This window comes from Rhizobium sp. BK176, from assembly GCF_024808055.1.
This window is the reverse complement of sequence record NZ_JANUBV010000006.1, coordinates 331289-347442: the sequence shown is the minus strand read 5'-3', so window position 1 is coordinate 347442 and position 16154 is coordinate 331289. Positions and strand designations below refer to the sequence as shown.

Annotated in this window: 13 protein-coding genes; 9 read left to right on the top strand and 4 right to left on the bottom strand. The window is 60.4% G+C overall.

The window, feature by feature from the left end; genetic code table 11:
- Nucleotides 1-46 precede the first annotated feature (46 nt).
- Nucleotides 47-1234 carry a phytanoyl-CoA dioxygenase family protein gene (locus FHT76_RS20745; RefSeq protein ID WP_183862498.1) on the bottom strand — a complete coding sequence of 396 codons (1188 nt, stop codon included), beginning with the start codon at nucleotides 1232-1234 and terminating at the stop codon, nucleotides 47-49.
- 92 nt (nucleotides 1235-1326) lie between these two features.
- Between FHT76_RS20745 and FHT76_RS20740 the strand changes: the two genes are divergently transcribed.
- The 6 genes from FHT76_RS20740 to FHT76_RS20715 all read left to right on the top strand — a co-directional run bounded on the left by FHT76_RS20740 (nucleotide 1327) and on the right by FHT76_RS20715 (nucleotide 9480).
- Nucleotides 1327-2349, top strand: coding sequence for a LacI family DNA-binding transcriptional regulator (locus tag FHT76_RS20740; protein WP_183862496.1), 1023 nt, complete (start codon nucleotides 1327-1329; stop codon nucleotides 2347-2349).
- Nucleotides 2350-2411: 62 nt separating this feature from the next.
- Nucleotides 2412-3629 carry an adenylate/guanylate cyclase domain-containing protein gene (locus FHT76_RS20735; RefSeq protein ID WP_183862488.1) on the top strand — a complete coding sequence of 406 codons (1218 nt, stop codon included), beginning with the start codon at nucleotides 2412-2414 and terminating at the stop codon, nucleotides 3627-3629.
- A gap of 152 nt (nucleotides 3630-3781) precedes the next feature.
- On the top strand, nucleotides 3782-4213 hold the full coding sequence (locus FHT76_RS20730) for an OsmC family protein (RefSeq protein WP_114714333.1): 432 nt from the start codon (nucleotides 3782-3784) through the stop codon (nucleotides 4211-4213).
- Between the two features lie 287 nt (nucleotides 4214-4500).
- Complete coding sequence (locus FHT76_RS20725) at nucleotides 4501-5118, top strand: TetR family transcriptional regulator (protein WP_016556932.1); 618 nt, start codon at nucleotides 4501-4503, stop codon at nucleotides 5116-5118.
- A 52-nt stretch (nucleotides 5119-5170) separates the two neighbouring features.
- Entirely contained in the window at nucleotides 5171-6307 is a 1137-nt protein-coding gene (locus tag FHT76_RS20720; protein WP_183862486.1) for an efflux RND transporter periplasmic adaptor subunit, read from the top strand.
- Nucleotides 6308-6333: 26 nt separating this feature from the next.
- Nucleotides 6334-9480, top strand: a complete 3147-nt coding sequence (locus tag FHT76_RS20715; protein WP_259129102.1) for an efflux RND transporter permease subunit — start codon at nucleotides 6334-6336, stop codon at nucleotides 9478-9480.
- A 43-nt stretch (nucleotides 9481-9523) separates the two neighbouring features.
- Here FHT76_RS20715 and FHT76_RS20710 read toward each other — a convergent pair whose 3' ends face one another.
- The 3 genes from FHT76_RS20710 to FHT76_RS20700 form a co-directional block, all read right to left on the bottom strand.
- Entirely contained in the window at nucleotides 9524-10447 is a 924-nt protein-coding gene (locus tag FHT76_RS20710) for an ROK family protein (protein ID WP_183862484.1), read from the bottom strand.
- 72 nt (nucleotides 10448-10519) lie between these two features.
- Nucleotides 10520-11854 carry an ATP-binding protein gene (locus FHT76_RS20705; RefSeq protein ID WP_183862482.1) on the bottom strand — a complete coding sequence of 445 codons (1335 nt, stop codon included), beginning with the start codon at nucleotides 11852-11854 and terminating at the stop codon, nucleotides 10520-10522.
- A 2-nt stretch (nucleotides 11855-11856) separates the two neighbouring features.
- Nucleotides 11857-12510, bottom strand: coding sequence for a response regulator (locus FHT76_RS20700; protein WP_016556937.1), 654 nt, complete (start codon nucleotides 12508-12510; stop codon nucleotides 11857-11859).
- Between the two features lie 223 nt (nucleotides 12511-12733).
- Between FHT76_RS20700 and FHT76_RS20695 the strand changes: the two genes are divergently transcribed.
- From FHT76_RS20695 to FHT76_RS20685, 3 genes are all read left to right on the top strand, one after another.
- Nucleotides 12734-13687 carry a sugar-binding transcriptional regulator gene (locus FHT76_RS20695; RefSeq protein ID WP_183862480.1) on the top strand — a complete coding sequence of 318 codons (954 nt, stop codon included), beginning with the start codon at nucleotides 12734-12736 and terminating at the stop codon, nucleotides 13685-13687.
- 145 nt (nucleotides 13688-13832) lie between these two features.
- Nucleotides 13833-15143 carry a sugar ABC transporter substrate-binding protein gene (locus FHT76_RS20690; RefSeq protein WP_016556939.1) on the top strand — a complete coding sequence of 437 codons (1311 nt, stop codon included), beginning with the start codon at nucleotides 13833-13835 and terminating at the stop codon, nucleotides 15141-15143.
- 137 nt (nucleotides 15144-15280) lie between these two features.
- Complete coding sequence (locus tag FHT76_RS20685; protein WP_016556940.1) at nucleotides 15281-16153, top strand: carbohydrate ABC transporter permease; 873 nt, start codon at nucleotides 15281-15283, stop codon at nucleotides 16151-16153.
- Nucleotide 16154: the final 1 nt, after the last annotated feature.

Below are 16154 nucleotides of genomic sequence, written 5' to 3'. Positions count from 1 at the left end.
CCCGACACGGTGGGCGCCGGGAGCTAATTTTGTTGACGCGGATGCGTCAGCTCAGTCGTCGCTCGCTCTGTTGCGCCAGTGCCGACGTGAACCGCGCATCGTCCCAATCTTCCTGCAGGGCCTCGTGCATCAGTTGCGCCTGCGTCTTCGGGGCAAGGCCCCCGATTGGCGGGTCGCGGTCGAGGTTGGTCGGGAAGGAGTAGCCCTCGGCGCAGGCGGCAACCGCGTTGCCGATTTCGGTTTCGGACAGTTTTCCTCTCAGAGACTTCAATGCCGGGAACAGTTTTGCGCTCATGCGCTCGCGGTTCACGGATTCCATGGCGCGACCGAATGCGGAGGAAACCTGCAGCAGATTGGCGACGCGCTTGATGTCGGTCGAGCGGTTTGTGCCGGCTGCGTGGAACAGGGCCGGATTGAAGAACACCACGTCGCCCTTTTTGAGCGGCAGCTGGACATGATGCGTTTCGAAGTAATCCTTGAATTCCTGGCGCTTGAGCGCGAGGTAGCCCGGCTCATAGGTCTGACTGTGCGGCAGAAAGAGGGTGGGTCCGCTTTCGAGCGGCATGTCGCAATGAGCGACGGCGCCCTGCAGCGTCAGCACCGGCGAGAGCCTATGCACATGCGCCGGGAACTGCTCGATCACCTTGGAAGACTGGAAACCGAGATGGTAGTCGCGGTGCGCGGACTGCGCCGCGCCGCCCGGATTGACCCGGTTGACCTGCGCCGTCATCTGGTAGCTCGGGCCGAGCCAGGCCTCGCTTGCGATCGCGACGATCGGATTTGCATAGTATTCTGCGAAATTCTCCGGATCGGCAAGGCAGTGTTTTTCCAGCGAGTTCCAGATGCGGTCATTGGCGCCTGGCTTGGCAAAGTGATCGCCGCCGCCGGTTGCGGTCCGATGTTGCTCCTCGATGATCTCGTCGAATATTGCGCTGGCACGGTCGATGATACCGGTATCCCTGTAGGCGCGCTTGAAGACGATGACGCCCGGGCCCTCGCCGAAGGCCTCGCAGATCTCGGCGAGCACCGCTTTGCGGCCTTCGGGGCTGGCGATCGCTGCAATGACCTTGGCGCTGTCATAGATCAGAATGTTCTTTTCCACGGCGTCAGCCGTCGGATAGTCGGCCAGAGCCGTTGTCTTCTCGGCAAGCTTGCGGAAGTCGGCGAGATCGCAGGAATCCTCGGTCAGCCAGACGCGATCGGCCCGCAGTTTCTGTAGGTTGTCGGTTTTCATGGTGCTCCTCCCGTTCCGATGAGGGCACTATACGCCGCCGACGGGTCTGTTATAGATCAGGAATCCATCAAAAAACCATCAGGATAGACTGCATGGCACATCGGTTTCTCGTCAAGGATATCGCCTTTCAGGCCGGGCTGAGCACTGCGACGGTGGATCGCGTTCTCAATGGCAGGAGCGGTGTCAGGCATCAGACGATGATGCGGGTGCGAGCTGCGATCGCGGAGCTGGAGAAACAGCAGATTGGTGGCGAAGTCAGCGGGCGCAAGCTCGCGATCGATGTCGTCATGGAAACACCGGAACGCTTCAGCACTGCCGTTCGCGACGCTTTCGAAGCGGAGGTCGCGACGTTCTTGCCAACGGTATTTCGGTGCCGCTTCCATTTTGCCGAGGTGATGAAGCAAGCTGAACTGGTGCAACTGCTCGACCGGATCCGGCTGCGCGGCACCAACGGCATCGTCTTGAAGGCCCCGGATGTTCCTGAGGTCGCCGCTGCCGTTTCCAGGGCGACTGATGCGGGAATTCCGGTGGTCACGCTGGTGACGGACCTGCCAAATTCGTCGCGCAGCGCTTACGCCGGGGCCGACAACCGCGCAGCCGGAGAGACGGCTGCTTATCTCATCGGCGAGCATTTTGGCAAAGCGCCGGGGCGCGTCCTCGTCACGCTATCCAGCGGGCGGTTTCGCGGCGAGGAAGAGCGGGAGATCGGTTTTCGTCGTGTTCTGCGTGAACGCTATCCGCTCATCTCGGTAACCGAAATCAGCGAAGGGCATGGCACGGACGCGGCGACGGGCACGCTGGCGGCTCGGGCAATTGCGGCGGATGCGGCGATCAACGCTGTCTATTCCATCGGCGGCGGAAACCGAGCCGTGCTTGCAGCCTTCGAGGCGGCGCAGCGTTCGATTCGCGTCTTCGTTGCGCATGATCTAGACGCCGACAATCGCGCACTGCTCACAGGTCGCAAGATCAGCTTCGTGCTACACCATGATCTGCGCACGGATGCCCGCTCGGCCTTTCGCGCCGTGATGAGCCGCTCGGCGAGCGGTGGAATCGCGGCTCCGGCATTGTCGTCGGTGGAAATTGTCACACCTTACAACATGCCTGCTGCGGGCTGAGGTTTGCCTTTCCCTTGTCGGCGAAATCGCGATACAGCTTTCGCATGAGCGAGGGAAACGGCATGGAATACAGTGATGTAGGGACCGTTGCGGCCTGGTTGACCGAGCAGGGGCTGAAGGGCGCCTCGGAAGCCGAACTCCTGATCGGGTTTTGTGAAGCCTGTCGTGAGCGCGGCCTTCCACTTGATCGCGGCATGGCCCTGATGGACACGCTTCATCCCGTGCACGAAGGCAGGGCGTTTCGCTGGGATAGCCGCGAGGAGATCGAAGCCGAATTCGAATATGGCCCCTCCAGCGATGGCGCGGCGCTGGAGAGTTGGCAGCGATCCGCCTTCTACTATCTTTGGGCCGGCAAAGAAAACGAGGTCAGACGGCGCATCGGCTTTGGCGATCCGACCGACTTCGTCATGCTCGAATCGATGCTCCAGCAGGGCCACACCGACTTCGTCGCGATGGTCCATCGGTTCGAGAAGGCGGGCACGATCGGCGAGATGGACTGCTTCTTTTCTCACTTCGCCACGCGCAGTCCCGAGGGGTTCTCAGACCACGACCTCATCATCCTGCGAAAGCTGGTGCCGGTCCTGGCGCTTGCGATCAAATGCATTGCGCTTGCGCGGATCGCACGGACGATTGCCGAGGTATATCTCGGCGACGATGCCGCGCGGCAAGTGCTGGAAGGCAAGATCACGCGCGGTAAGTCGGAGCGAATCTCCGCGGCCCTGTGGTTCTCGGATCTTCTGAACTACACCAAGATATCTGACAGCGCGCCGCCTGAAGAGATTCTGCCGATGCTGAATGCCTACAGCGATGTGGTCATTTCCGCGATACACGAGGCAGGCGGCGATGTGTTGAAGCTGATCGGCGATGGGGTGCTGGCGATCTTCAAGGCCGACCAGGCCGACGAGGCCTGCGCCGCGTCGCTGCAAGCAGAGCGATTGCTGCGGCAGAAGCTGAAGGCGTTGAACGAGGAGCGGGCGGAGGAAGGGCGCCCGACGACGGAGGTCTATATCGGCCTGCACATCGGCGATGTTTTCTACGGAAACATCGGCAGTCGCGAGCGGCTCGACTTCACCGTCATCGGACCCGCTGTGAACGAAGTCAGCCGGATTGCCTCGATGTGCCGATCGGTCGATCTCAACGTGCTGATGTCGTCGGAGTTTGCAGCAACGATCCCTGAGAAAGAACGGGGCGCGCTTGCCTGCATCGGTCGCTATGCGCTCCGCGGTGTCAAACGCGCGCAGGAGCTTTATACGCTCGACACAGCGCGGATCGAGATCTGACAGCTTCCTGCCTGCTTGTCGCTCGAAGAAATTTCACGGCGTTGTCGCCTTCCGCCGATAGAGGATTATATCGCGTCGAAGAGGCAGGTTGCCTCTTTCGGCTGGCGAAGCGGCGATAGCCCGCTTCCTCTGAATCCAAACAGGAGGACGGCATGCAGATCAATCGTACAGGTTCAGCGCAGTGGTCCGGTGGACTGAAGGACGGCAAGGGACAAATTTCCACACAGAGCGGCGCGCTGAAGCACTATCCCTATGGCTTCTCAAGCCGATTTGAAGGCATTCCGGGTACCAATCCGGAAGAACTGATCGGCGCGGCCCATGCCGGATGCTTCACGATGGCTCTCTCGCTCATCCTCGAGGAAGCCGGTCTCAAGGCGACCGACATGGAGACGACAGCGAAGGTGACGCTCGAAAGCGTCGAAGGCGGCTTCGCCATCACGGCGATCCACCTTACGCTGACGGGAACGGTTCCGAACACCGACGAGCGGACGTTCATCGAACTCGCCAACAAAGCCAAGGCCGGATGCCCGGTATCGAAGGCACTCTCGGCGGTCCCGATCTCTCTTGAAGTCAAGCTCGCCTGAGCTATGACCTAAGGCCGAGTGCCGCGCATCAGCGTCGGCACTTTGTCAGCCGCATGGTTCTTTCGGCCCCATGCATCTGAAGGCAATTGCGCCGTGACTTAGCCAGCGGGCGATACCGCTTGCCTACGGCATCCTGCATACATCGCCCACTCGAACACAGTGACTTCCCTAGCTTGGACGTTGACGGCATCGGATTGGTTGTCCCGTTCCCAAGAAAACGTTGACATATTACGATTGTTATTTTACGACTGACGAAATTCAAAAATCGTCAGTCGTAAATGAGGTGCATGAAGTTGGTTGCCGATGCAGCGGAAAACACCATCGAATTGGCTCGCCAGGAGAATGTGACGCGCATTCTTGACGCTGGCGAGCGCCTTTTCCGTCACTATGGGTACTCCAAAACCACCGTTGCCGACATTGCGCGCGATCTCGGCATGTCGCCGGCGAATGTCTACCGCTTCTTTGCCTCGAAGGTGGAAATCCATCAGGCGATCTGCGGCCGCATGCTCGCTGCCAGCTACCAGATGGCCTACGATGCCTGCCACCTGCAGATCAGCGCCTCCGATCGGCTGCGCAGGTTCGTGCAGGGCCAATACCAGATGACGGTCGACACCATGCTCGACCAGGAAAAGGTGCACGAGATGGTCGTCGTCGCCATCGAGCGTGACTGGCACGTCATCGAAAAGCATGTCGACAGTATTCATGAATTGCTCGCTGACGTGATCCGCGAAGGGATCGCTGCCGGCGAATTTGCCGAGCAGGATGCGGATGTCGCCTCACGCTGCTTCGGGGCGGCCACCGTCACCCTCTGCCATCCGCAGATGGTGGCGCAATGTCTTGCCAAGACCAACCGCGCCACTGTTGACGAACTGGTCGAGTTCTCGATCCGGGCGCTGAAAAAATAACGAGCGGTAAAAGCCGCAGATCAACCGATAAACGATTTCAGGAGTGCGAAAGATGATTTCGCTGAAGACAGTGCAGTTGCCGTCGTTTGCCACTTTCGCGCTCCTCGGCGCCGTTACGCTTGCCATATCTGGCTGCAGCGAGGAGAAGAAGGCCGAAACGAAAGAGATCATCCGCCCGGTCAAGGTGGTGGAAATTGCCGAGGCTCGCGGTACGCGTGCGCTGGACTATTCCGGTGCCGTGAAGGCCCGCGTCGAGATGAATCTCGGCTTCCGCGTCGCCGGCAAGATCACCGACCGTCGTGTCAACATTGGCGATCGCGTCAAGCCTGGTGATCTGCTCGCCGAAATCGATCCGACCGACTACGAGCTGGCGGTCAGAACCGCCGAAGCAAACCTTGCCGCCGCCGAAAAGGGTGTGGCGACCGCCGACCTTGCCAACAAGCGCGCTCAGCAGCTGTTCGATAAGAGCGTCACGGCAAAATCGCAGATGGAACAGGCGGCTCTCAGCTACGATCAGGCAGTCTCAACGCGCGATGCTGCTGCTTCGTCGCTCGACCAGGCAAAAAACCAGGTTGTCTATACCGAGCTGAAGGCTGACCGGAATGGTATCGTGACATCGATCAGTGCCGACACCGGCGCCGTTGTTGCTGCCGGGACGCCTGTAGCCGTGGTCGCGCTGGACGGCGAGAAGGAAGTGCAGATCGCCGTTCCCGAGAACGACATTGCACAGTTCAAGCCAGGCAAGACTGTGAAAGCCACCTTCTGGTCCGACAGCAAACTGGTGCTCGACGGCAAGGTACGCGAGGTTTCCGGCAGCGCCGATCCCCAGTCGCGCACCTTTTCCGTTCGTGTCAGCCTCCCGACAGATGATCGGGTGCTGCTTGGCATGACGGCGACGATCGAAGCCGCTGTTGGCAATGCTGAGACCGACGTCGCTATTCCGCTAAGCGCGCTCGCCGAACGTGAAGGCAAGAAGATCGTCTGGGTCGTCGATCGCAACGCCTCGACGGTTCACGCCCGCGAAATCAAGGTGGCGGACTTCACCGGTGGCGGCGTCCATGTCGCCGACGGGTTGAAAAGCGGCGATCTCGTCGTCGCGGCTGGCACGCAGTTCATGGCCGAGAACCTCAAGGTCAAGCTGCCGGAGCAGCAGTCGGCGCAAGCCGAAACCGGCGACGTCATTCGCTGAGACCTGGTCAGGAGAGGATTATGACCATGGACAACTCCAACGCCGAAAAACGCCCATTTAACCTATCACGCTGGGCAATCGGCCATCCGAGCATCGCACGCTTCCTGTTCGGCCTGATCCTGATCACCGGCGTCCTTGGCCTGATGCGCATGGGCCAGAAGGAAGATCCCGACTTTACGTTCCGCGTCATGGTCGTGCAGGCCATCTGGCCGGGTGCCTCCATCCAGGAAATGGAAGACCAGGTCGTCAACAAGATCGAGCGAAAGCTGCAGGAAACCCCGCATATCGATTGGGTCAAGTCCTATACGCGGGCCGGCAGCGCCATCATCACGCTGCAGGTCAAGGGCGACACCAATAGCGAACAGGTGGCTGACGCCTTCTACCAGGTGCGCAAGAAGGTCGGCGATATCTCCAATGAGCTGCCGGAAGGGTTGCTCGGCCCCTATTTCAACGACGAATTTGGCGATACCTACATCACGCTGCATTCGATCAGCGGAGATGGCTACAGTTATCCCGAGCTGAAGAAGTTCGCGATCCAGGCGCGTGACATGCTGCTGACGACGCCGGGCGTCGAAAAGGCGGTCATCATCGGCGACCAACCGGAGAAGATCTACGTCGACGTCTCCTCGAAGGCGCTGGCCGAGCGGGGGCTGACCGTGCTCGACCTGCAGAACGCTATCAAGGGCCAGAACAACGTCGATCCCGCCGGGTCCGTCGATACCGGCACGCGTTCGGTGCGTATTTCCGTCGAAGGCGACGTGACGAAAGCCGAGGACATCCGCGAACTGCGGCTGAAGGCCGGCAATCAGGTCACGCGTCTTGGCGATATAGCCACCGTCTATTCCGGCCTCGAAGATCCGTATCAGCGCAAATATCGCTTCAACGGTCACGAGAGCGTCCAGGTCGGCGTCGTCATGGCAAAGGGCTTCAAGGTGACCGATGTCGGCAAGGATGTCGAAGCCACTTACGAGCGCTTCGAGGGATCACTACCTTACGGCGTTGCCGTCGACCAGATCTCCAATCAGCCCGACGTCGTCACCGACGCGATTAGCGAGTTCATGCATGCGCTCGGCGAGGCGTTGATCATCGTGTTGATCGTCTCCTTCCTGTCGATCGGCTGGCGTTCCGGTCTCGTCATCGCGATCGCCATCCCGCTGGTGCTCGCCGCGACTTTCGCCATCATGTACGAACTCGGGATCGACCTGCAGCGCATCTCGCTCGGGGCGCTGATCATTGCGCTCGGCCTGCTCGTCGACGACGCAATGATCGTCGTCGAGTTGATGGAGCGAAAGCTAGAGGAAGGCCTTGTGAAGATCGAAGCGGCAAGCTTCGCCTATTCCTCGACCGCCTTCCCGATGCTGACCGGTACGCTGATCACCACCGCCGGCTTCATTCCGGTTGGCTTTGCGGCGTCAACCGCCGGCGAGTATGTGCGCACGCTGTTCTATGTGGTCGGCATTGCACTCGTCGTCTCATGGTTCGTGGCTGTCTATTTCACGCCGTGGCTCGGCTACATGATCCTGAAGCAGCGCCATCACGCGGGCGAACACCACGATGCCTTCGATACCAGCTTCTATCGACGCCTTCGGGCGACGGTTGGCTGGGCCGTGCGTCATCGCATCATCGTGGTGGCGATGACACTGGTGACCTTTGCGACCAGTCTTTGGGCGTTCCAGTTCATCCCGCAGAATTTCTTCCCGCAGTCCTCGCGCCCGGAAATCCTGGTCGATCTGTGGCTGCCTGAAGGCACCAGCATCAAGGAAGTCGAGACGCAGGCAAAGGCGCTCGAAGCCAAAATCATGGGCGACAAGGACAAGAAATTCGTTGCCACCTATATCGGCGAGGGTGCCCCGCGCTTCTTCCTCCCGCTCGACCAGCAGCTTCGCAATCCGAACTTCGCGCAGCTTCTCGTCATGGCAAACGACGAGCCGGCGCGTGAACGCCTAATCGTGAAGCTACGGATGATTCTTGCCGAAGACTTCCCCGATATCCGCGGCAAGGTGGATCGTCTGTTCCTTGGCCCGCCGACGGGCTGGCCTGTGCAGATGCGCATCATGGGGCCGGACCGTCAGGAAGTCCGCAAGATAGCCGATGAGGTGAAGGCGAAGTTCCAGGCTAATCCGCAACTCGGTGCGATCCATGACGACTGGTTGGAGCCAGTGCCGGCGATGAAGCTGGTGATCGATCAGGACCGTGCCCGTGCGCTCGGTGTCACCTCACAGCGAGTACGCCAGATGCTGCAGACAGCAGTCTCCGGTGCGCCGCTCGATGACTTCCGCGACGGCGAGGAGACGGTGTCGATCGTTGCCCGCGAACCGGAAGCCAATCGTTCGCTGCTGTCGGCCGTCAATTCGGTCTACGTGCCGACGGATTTCGGCGGCTTCGTCCCGGTCTCCCAGGTTGCCAAGGTGGTGCCGGTTCTGGAGCAGGGGATCGAATGGCGGCGCGACCGTCTGCCGACCATCACCGTCCGGGCGACATTGCCTGACGACGTTCAGTCCAACGATGTCGTCATGAAGATGTATGCCGACATGCAGCCGCTGCGCGACAGCCTGCCGGCCGGCTACAAGATCGAGATCCAGGGTGGCGCGGAAGATTCCGCCGAAAGCCAGGCTTCGATTGCCGCGAAGGCGCCGATCATGCTCGTCGTCATCGTTCTCCTGCTGATGGCGCAGCTGCAGCACTTCGGCAAGGCGATGCTCGTGCTTGCGACCGGACCGCTCGGGATCATCGGTGCGGCTGCGGCCCTCCTGATATCGGGTGCGCCGTTCGGCTTCGTTGCCATCCTCGGCGTCATCGCACTGCTCGGGATCATCATCCGCAACTCGATCATTCTCGTCGATCAGATCGACCAGGACATCAAGGCGGGAATGCATCGACAGGAAGCGATCGTTGGTGCTGCGGTACGACGGTTCCGCCCGATCATGCTGACGGCGCTGACGGCGGTTCTGGCGCTAATCCCGATCTCACGTGGCGTTTTCTGGGGGCCGCTGGCATACGCCATGATGGGCGGCATTCTGGTTGCCACGGTATTGACGATCCTAGTGCTGCCTGCGGCCTATGCGCTGTTCTTCGGCAAGGAGCCGAAGACGGCGGCGGCGCAGGGTGCAGCGAACGGCAATGCAGCGGAAGAGGCGGAGGCGATGCACCCGCCGGCCCTCGCGGCGGAATGACGGGAACGATGGCGCGGTGAGAACCGCGCCATTTTCTTTTGGCTCAAGCTGCGAGGTGGGCGGCTTCCGCTTTCAGGCCGAGCAGCGCGGCGCCGATCAGGCCGGGCTCGACGCGGCATTCACTGCGGACCACGAGCGGTCGATCGAATTTGCGCAGGATGCGCTGCCGAACTGCCTTGTCCAGCTCCGCAAGCAGCTCTTCGACATTGGAAAGCCCGCCGCCGACTGGAACGATGGTCGCGCCGGTGATGTTGATTGTTAGCGCGAGCGGCGAGGCGACAAGATCGATGAAGACATCGATGGTGCGCGCCGCTTGGGACTCGCCCTTCAACCAATCATCGATGATCTCCTGACTGGAGAGATCGATGTCATGCAGCGTCTTATGCAAGCGCTCGAGACCACGAGCGCCGCCGACGGTATCGACGCACCCCTTCTGGCCACAGCCGCAGGGGTAGGCTGGAATCGCGACGGGCGGATTGCCGGCATGAGACGCCAGGGCCGGACCATGTCCCCATTCACCGGCAAAGCCGCCCGCGGCATTGATCAGTCGTCCATCCGCAACCACACCGCCGCCGACGCCGGTTCCGAGAATGGCGCCCAGAACGATGCGGTGGCCGCGCCCGGCGCCGAGATCGGCCTCCGCCATGGCGAAGCAGTCGGCATCATTCGCAATTACGACCGGCAGGCCGAGTTCAGCTTCGAGGTCGGCGGCGAGATCGCGGCCGTGAATACAGGGAATGTTGGCGCAGGTCAGCCTTTGCGTGTCCGGGTCGACGACGCCTGCGATGGAGAAGGCAAGGCGTGTCGGCTTCTCGCCGGTTTCGGCGATGATGGCACGCAGCGTCTCGACGAAGGCGGCAAAATCGTCCTTGGGGGTCGGGCGCCGGCCAAGTGGCGTGATGTCGGCTTCGGAGTGCGCCACTCCGCCCTTGATGGCGGAGCCGCCGATGTCAAAAGAAATGATCATTTGGGTTCTGCTGTTTGGATGGCCTCTGCGTCTGCTCGCACCCTTCGGCAGGTTTTGCAAGCCGAAACCGGGCTAGGCCGGTAGGGTCATTTTTGCTTCAAAGCCGGCTTTCGCTCCCGTCGCCGGTGATAGCAGTTCCAGTGTCCCGCCCATCTGGCAGACGATACGGTCGGCGATAGCGAGCCCGAGGCCGGAGCCGGACGCACTCGTCTTGCCGCGGCTGAAGCGCTTTTTCAGTCCAGCCATCTCAGCCTCTCGGATCAATGGCCCGCCGTTCACAACGCGCACGATGCCGCCGCTTTCGAGACTGACATTGACGGGGAGGTCCGGATCGCCGTGGAGCAGGGCATTCTCGATCAGGTTTCGCGTGACAATGCCGAAGGCATCCATGTCGGCAGTGCGGACGAGCTTTGCGTCCGGCGCCGCGGAGTATTGAAGCCTTCCATTCGTGCGGCTGTCGCGCTGGAAATCGGTGACCACCATGTCGAGGACCGGGCGCAGGTCGACTGCACTTGCGCTTCCGCCGATGCCGGCTTCCGCGCGGGAAAGCTGCAGCAGTTTCTCTGCCAGACGGCCGAGATTGACCAGCGAAGCCTCAACCTGCCGGACGCGGTCCTGCGTTGCGCCGGACGGCAGTTCCTCGATAAGCCGCTGCGTCTGTGCAAGCGCTCCGGCGATCGGCGTTCTCAACTCGTGAGCACTGTTGGCGGTGAATTCGCGCTCTGCTTCGAGGGCGGCACGCAGGCGTCCGAGGAGAAGGTTGACCGATCTTGCGATCGGCCTCAGTTCGACCGGCAGACCCCGATCGTCGACCTCAGCCATGTTGCCACTGTCTTTCGTCCCGATATCTCGCCGAAGTTCCTCGATCGGCCGAAGCGCCCGCCCGACGATGAACCAGATCGCAAAGATGCTGGCGGGAATAAGGGCGACCAATGGGATGAGCAAGGTGACGGAACTTTCGCGAACGGCTTCGCGGCGGTTCTTGAACCGGTCGGCCACCTGCAGAAAAAGGGAGCCGTCAGCCGTCATCTCGGTGTAGATTCGTGCTGTCGTCGTGTCATAGAAGCCCGTGCGAAGCGGTGCATCGAAAGGCTCTGCCGGAGCATCATTCGAACGCAGTGCTACCTTGCCGCTGGCGTCGCGGACCTGATAAGTCAGATATTCTCGACTGGCGGCAGTGTTGAGCATGGCGACGCTGCGCGGATCGACGTCCGCACGCTGGTTCAAATCGTCAAGGATCAAAGCCAGGAGACGCTCGGTGGTCTCCTGCTGCGCGCTATCGAAAATCTCATCGAACTCGTGCTGCATCACGCGGACGCTGAGGCCGATCGCGGCAAGCCAGAAGACGACCATGACGGTCGTCAGGGCGAGAATGAGCGGGCCAGTGATGCTGCGTTCGCGCTTCATCTTCATCCGAGTGTGTAGCCGATGCCGCGGGCAGTGCGGATCCTGTCCTTGCCGATCTTCTTGCGCAGACGGCTCACATAGACCTCGACGGTGTTGCTTTCGATTTCCGAACCGAATGCGTAGAGCGCTTCCTCGATCCGATCTTTGGGGACGATCGCGCCTGGGCGAGCCGTCAACAGATCGAGTACCGCCCATTCACGGCTCGTCAGGATGATCGTTTCGCCGGCGACCGAGATCTGATGCAGGGGCCGGTTGATTTCAATGTCCGAGATGCGGACGACCGGATGCGGGTTGGCATCATAGCGGCGAGCGACCGCCATGATACGCGCTTCCAACTCGTCAAGGTTGAACGGCTTCACCAGGTAGTCGTCGGCTCCCGCATTCAGTCCGTCGATGCGGTCCGAGATCTGATCTCGTGCAGTCAGAATGATGACGGGTGTCTTCAGCCCGCGTTCTCGAAGGCCGCGTAGAAACGCGACGCCACTGCCATCCGGGAGTTGGAGATCGAGAAGAATGAGCCCGTAATCGACAGGTCCCGCGGCTGCGTCGGCGTCACCCAGATTTTGCACCCAGTCGACGGCATGATTGGCCGCAGCGACGTGATCCCTCACCGCGCCACCAATCATTCTGTCATCCTCAACCAGCAGAATTCGCACAGCTTTTTTCCTCGATGCCAGTTAGCTTGCAGTTCAATCCTCGGTCAAGCAAGGTTGATCGACAAAGATGACAAGCCGATGGCATGCGGCCCTCGCCAGGCATGTCAAAATAGGCTGTGCAATTTCTCAATGCACTCGACATTTGCCCGAATTCTGGTTTGATCTGCCGCAATATGCATATCCGCGTCGGCTGTGGCCGATCTTTTCAGCATGGTAGAGACTGATGGTAAGAAAATCCGAGACTTCGGGGCGGCTAGACGACGCGGCGCGCGCGGGATGGCTCTACTATGTGGCAGGGCGGACGCAGGATGAGATTGCTTCTTCCATGGGGATTTCACGGCAATCGGCACAGCGCCTTGTCTCGCTCGCGGTTGCCGAACGGCTGATAAAAGTGCGGCTCGACCATCCAATCGCCGCCTGTCTCGAACTCGCCAATGCCGTGCGCAAGAAGTTCAACCTGAAGCATGTCGAGGTCGTGCCAAGCGACCCGGGCTCCAGTTCGACGACGGTCGGCATCGCGGAGGCCGCCGCAGCGGAAATCGAGCGCTGGCTCAAGCGCCCTGACCCTATCGTGCTCGCAGTTGGAACAGGACGAACCTTGAAGGCGGCCGTCGACCAACTTCCCGCCATCGAATGTCCCAGTCACCGCATCGTATCGCTGACCGGCAATATTGCGCCCGATGGCTCCGCTGCTTACTACAACGTCATCTTCAGCATGGCTGACGCGGTGAAGGCTCGACACTTTCCGATGCCGCTGCCGGTTCTGGTCACCTCGGCGGATGAGAGGGAAACCCTGCACGGCCAGCAGCTCGTTCGCTCGACGCTAGAGATCAGCGCACAGGCAGACGTGACGTTTGTCGGCATCGGAGAGCTCGGCATCGACGGGCCGCTTTGTATCGACGGTTTTCTCGAGAAGGACGAGATGATGGAGCTGATGCGCAACGGTGCCGTCGGCGAGATCTGTGGCTGGGTGTTTGATAGCGAGGGGAAGCTCCTCGACAATCCGATCAACGAGCGGGTGGCCTCCGCGTCGATCCCCTCACGTGAGTCGTCGACCGTTATCGGAATCGCCAAGGGCAAGCGCAAATTCAAGGCGATCAGGGCTGCCGTAACAGGCCATCAGATCAACGCGCTGATCACGGATGAGGACACGGCCGAATATTTGCTCAAGACATGAGCAAATATTTAATTCTTTAAATTCAACAAGATAACATCGTTCTTCGCTCATGCAGCAACGAATGGTGATTGACATTTCTTTCCCTTGAGCGAGTAATTGCCCATGAGCAAAGCGAATGCTCGCACTCATCTTCTGGGAGGAAGATATGACATTGAGAACTCTCCTGCTGGGCGCCTGCTCAGCACTGGCGTTTGCCGGCATGGCTTCGGCCGAGACGCTGACAATCGCGACCGTCAACAACGGCGATATGATCCGGATGCAAAAGCTGACGGACGACTTCAAGAAAAAGAACCCCGATATTGATCTCGAGTGGGTAACCCTCGAAGAGAACGTCCTGCGCCAGAAGGTTACGACCGACATCGCGACCAAGGGCGGTCAGTACGACGTTCTGACGATCGGCACTTACGAAGTTCCGATCTGGGCAAAACAGGGCTGGCTGCTGCCGCTCGACAATCTCGGCAAGGACTACGATGCCGACGACCTGCTGCCGGCTATCCGCAGTGGTCTGACCGCCGACGGCAAGCTCTATGCCGCACCGTTCTACGGCGAAAGCTCGATGGTCATGTACCGCAAGGACCTGTTCGATGCCGCTGGCCTGAAGATGCCCGACGCGCCGACCTGGGATTTCATTGCGGATGCCGCGAAGAAGATCACCAACAAGGACAAGGAAATCTACGGCATCTGCCTGCGCGGCAAGGCCGGCTGGGGCGAAAACATGGCCTTCCTGACGGCCATGTCGAACTCCTTCGGCGCACGCTGGTTCGATGAGCAGTGGAAGCCGCAGTTCGATCAGGCCGAGTGGAAGGACACGCTGAACTTCTACGTCAACTTGATGAAGGAAGCTGGCCCTCCAGGCGCGTCCTCGAACGGCTTCAACGAGAACCTTGCGCTCTTCCAGACCGGCAAGTGCGGCATGTGGATCGACGCGACCGTTGCTGCCTCCTTCGTCAGCAACCCGAAGGAATCCACCGTCGCCGACAAGGTCGGCTTCGCTCTGGCTCCGGACAAGGGCCTCGGCAAGCGCGGCAACTGGCTCTGGGCCTGGAACCTCGCCATCCCTGCAGGCTCGCAGAAGGTCGAAGCAGCTGAAAAGTTCGTCGCCTGGGCAACCAGCAAGGACTACACCAACTTGGTCGCCGAGAAGGAAGGCTGGTTGAATGCACCTCCGGGGACGCGCTCTTCGCTCTATGCCAACGCCGACTATCAGAAAGCAGCACCGTTCGCGAAGATGACGCTCGACAGCATCAATGCAGCTGACCCGACAAAGCCGACCGTCAAGCCGGTGCCCTATGTCGGTGTCCAGTTCGTCGCTATCCCTGAATTCCAGGGGATCGGCACCGCCGTCGGCCAGCAGTTCTCGGCAGCTCTTGCCGGCCAGGTCTCGGTCGATCAGGCACTGCAGAGCGCCCAGCAGTTGACGACCCGCGAAATGACCAAGGCTGGTTACATCAAATAACTAACCTCCTGAGAAGGCGGGGAAGTTGACATCCCCGCCCGTCTGGGTCGCCGAATTGCCCAAACTGCGTCGGCGACCCCCTTTTTTCTCAGCTGCCCTGCAGCCGGCTACCCATTTGAACAGGATCGGTCATCGCCATGGCAACGTTACATACCCGCTCCGCAGCGCGAATGATGATCGCACCGTCTGTTGTGCTCCTCTTCCTGTGGATGATCGTCCCCCTTGTGATGACGATCTATTTCTCGACGCTGAACTACAATCTGCTCAGCCCGGGGATGGAAACCTTCGTCGGCTTCCTCAATTACAAATACTTCCTGACCGATCCGGCCTTTTTCTCCGCGCTCATCAATACCCTGCTGCTAGTGCTCGGCGTGCTCCTGATCACCGTCGTGGGCGGCATCGCGTTCGCGCTGCTTCTAAATCAGGATATCTACGGGCAGGGCATCGTTCGCATCCTGGTGATCGCTCCCTTCTTCGTCATGCCGACAGTTGCCGCGCTGGTGTGGAAGAACATGTTCATGAACCCGGTCAACGGGCTCTTCGCGCATCTCGCCAAGGCGCTTGGAATGCAGCCCTATGACTGGCTTGCCAATGCACCACTCTTTTCGATCATTCTAATCGTCGCCTGGCAATGGCTGCCGTTTGCCACGCTTATCATGCTGACCGCCCTGCAATCGCTGGACGAAGAGCAGCAGGAAGCCGCCGAGATGGATGGCGCCGGCGTCGTTTCGAAGTTCATCTACATCATCCTGCCGCACATGGCCCGCGCGATCACGGTCGTCATCCTAATCCAGACGATCTTCCTGCTCTCGGTGTTCGCCGAAATCCTGGTCACCACCAATGGCGGGCCGGGCACGCAGAGCACGAACCTCACCTATCTGGTCTATGTGCAGGCGCTCCTGCAATTCGATATCGGCGGCGCTTCGGCGGGCGGTATCGTGGCGGTCATCCTCGCCAATATCGTTGCGATCTTCCTCGTACGCCTCGTCGGCAAGAATCTGGAGGCTTGAG

Excerpts from the sequence above, each read along its gene's own strand:
- FHT76_RS20745 (WP_183862498.1), bottom strand. The coding sequence starts at position 1,234 with ATGAAAACCGACAACCTACAGAAACTGCGGGCCGATCGCGTCTGGCTG.
- FHT76_RS20740 (WP_183862496.1), top strand. The coding sequence starts at position 1,327 with ATGGCACATCGGTTTCTCGTCAAGGATATCGCCTTTCAGGCCGGGCTG.
- FHT76_RS20735 (WP_183862488.1), top strand. The coding sequence starts at position 2,412 with ATGGAATACAGTGATGTAGGGACCGTTGCGGCCTGGTTGACCGAGCAG.
- FHT76_RS20730 (WP_114714333.1), top strand. The coding sequence starts at position 3,782 with ATGCAGATCAATCGTACAGGTTCAGCGCAGTGGTCCGGTGGACTGAAG.
- FHT76_RS20725 (WP_016556932.1), top strand. The coding sequence starts at position 4,501 with ATGAAGTTGGTTGCCGATGCAGCGGAAAACACCATCGAATTGGCTCGC.
- FHT76_RS20720 (WP_183862486.1), top strand. The coding sequence starts at position 5,171 with ATGATTTCGCTGAAGACAGTGCAGTTGCCGTCGTTTGCCACTTTCGCG.
- FHT76_RS20715 (WP_259129102.1), top strand. The coding sequence starts at position 6,334 with ATGGACAACTCCAACGCCGAAAAACGCCCATTTAACCTATCACGCTGG.
- FHT76_RS20710 (WP_183862484.1), bottom strand. The coding sequence starts at position 10,447 with ATGATCATTTCTTTTGACATCGGCGGCTCCGCCATCAAGGGCGGAGTG.
- FHT76_RS20705 (WP_183862482.1), bottom strand. The coding sequence starts at position 11,854 with ATGAAGCGCGAACGCAGCATCACTGGCCCGCTCATTCTCGCCCTGACG.
- FHT76_RS20695 (WP_183862480.1), top strand. The coding sequence starts at position 12,734 with ATGGTAAGAAAATCCGAGACTTCGGGGCGGCTAGACGACGCGGCGCGC.
- FHT76_RS20690 (WP_016556939.1), top strand. The coding sequence starts at position 13,833 with ATGACATTGAGAACTCTCCTGCTGGGCGCCTGCTCAGCACTGGCGTTT.
- FHT76_RS20685 (WP_016556940.1), top strand. The coding sequence starts at position 15,281 with ATGGCAACGTTACATACCCGCTCCGCAGCGCGAATGATGATCGCACCG.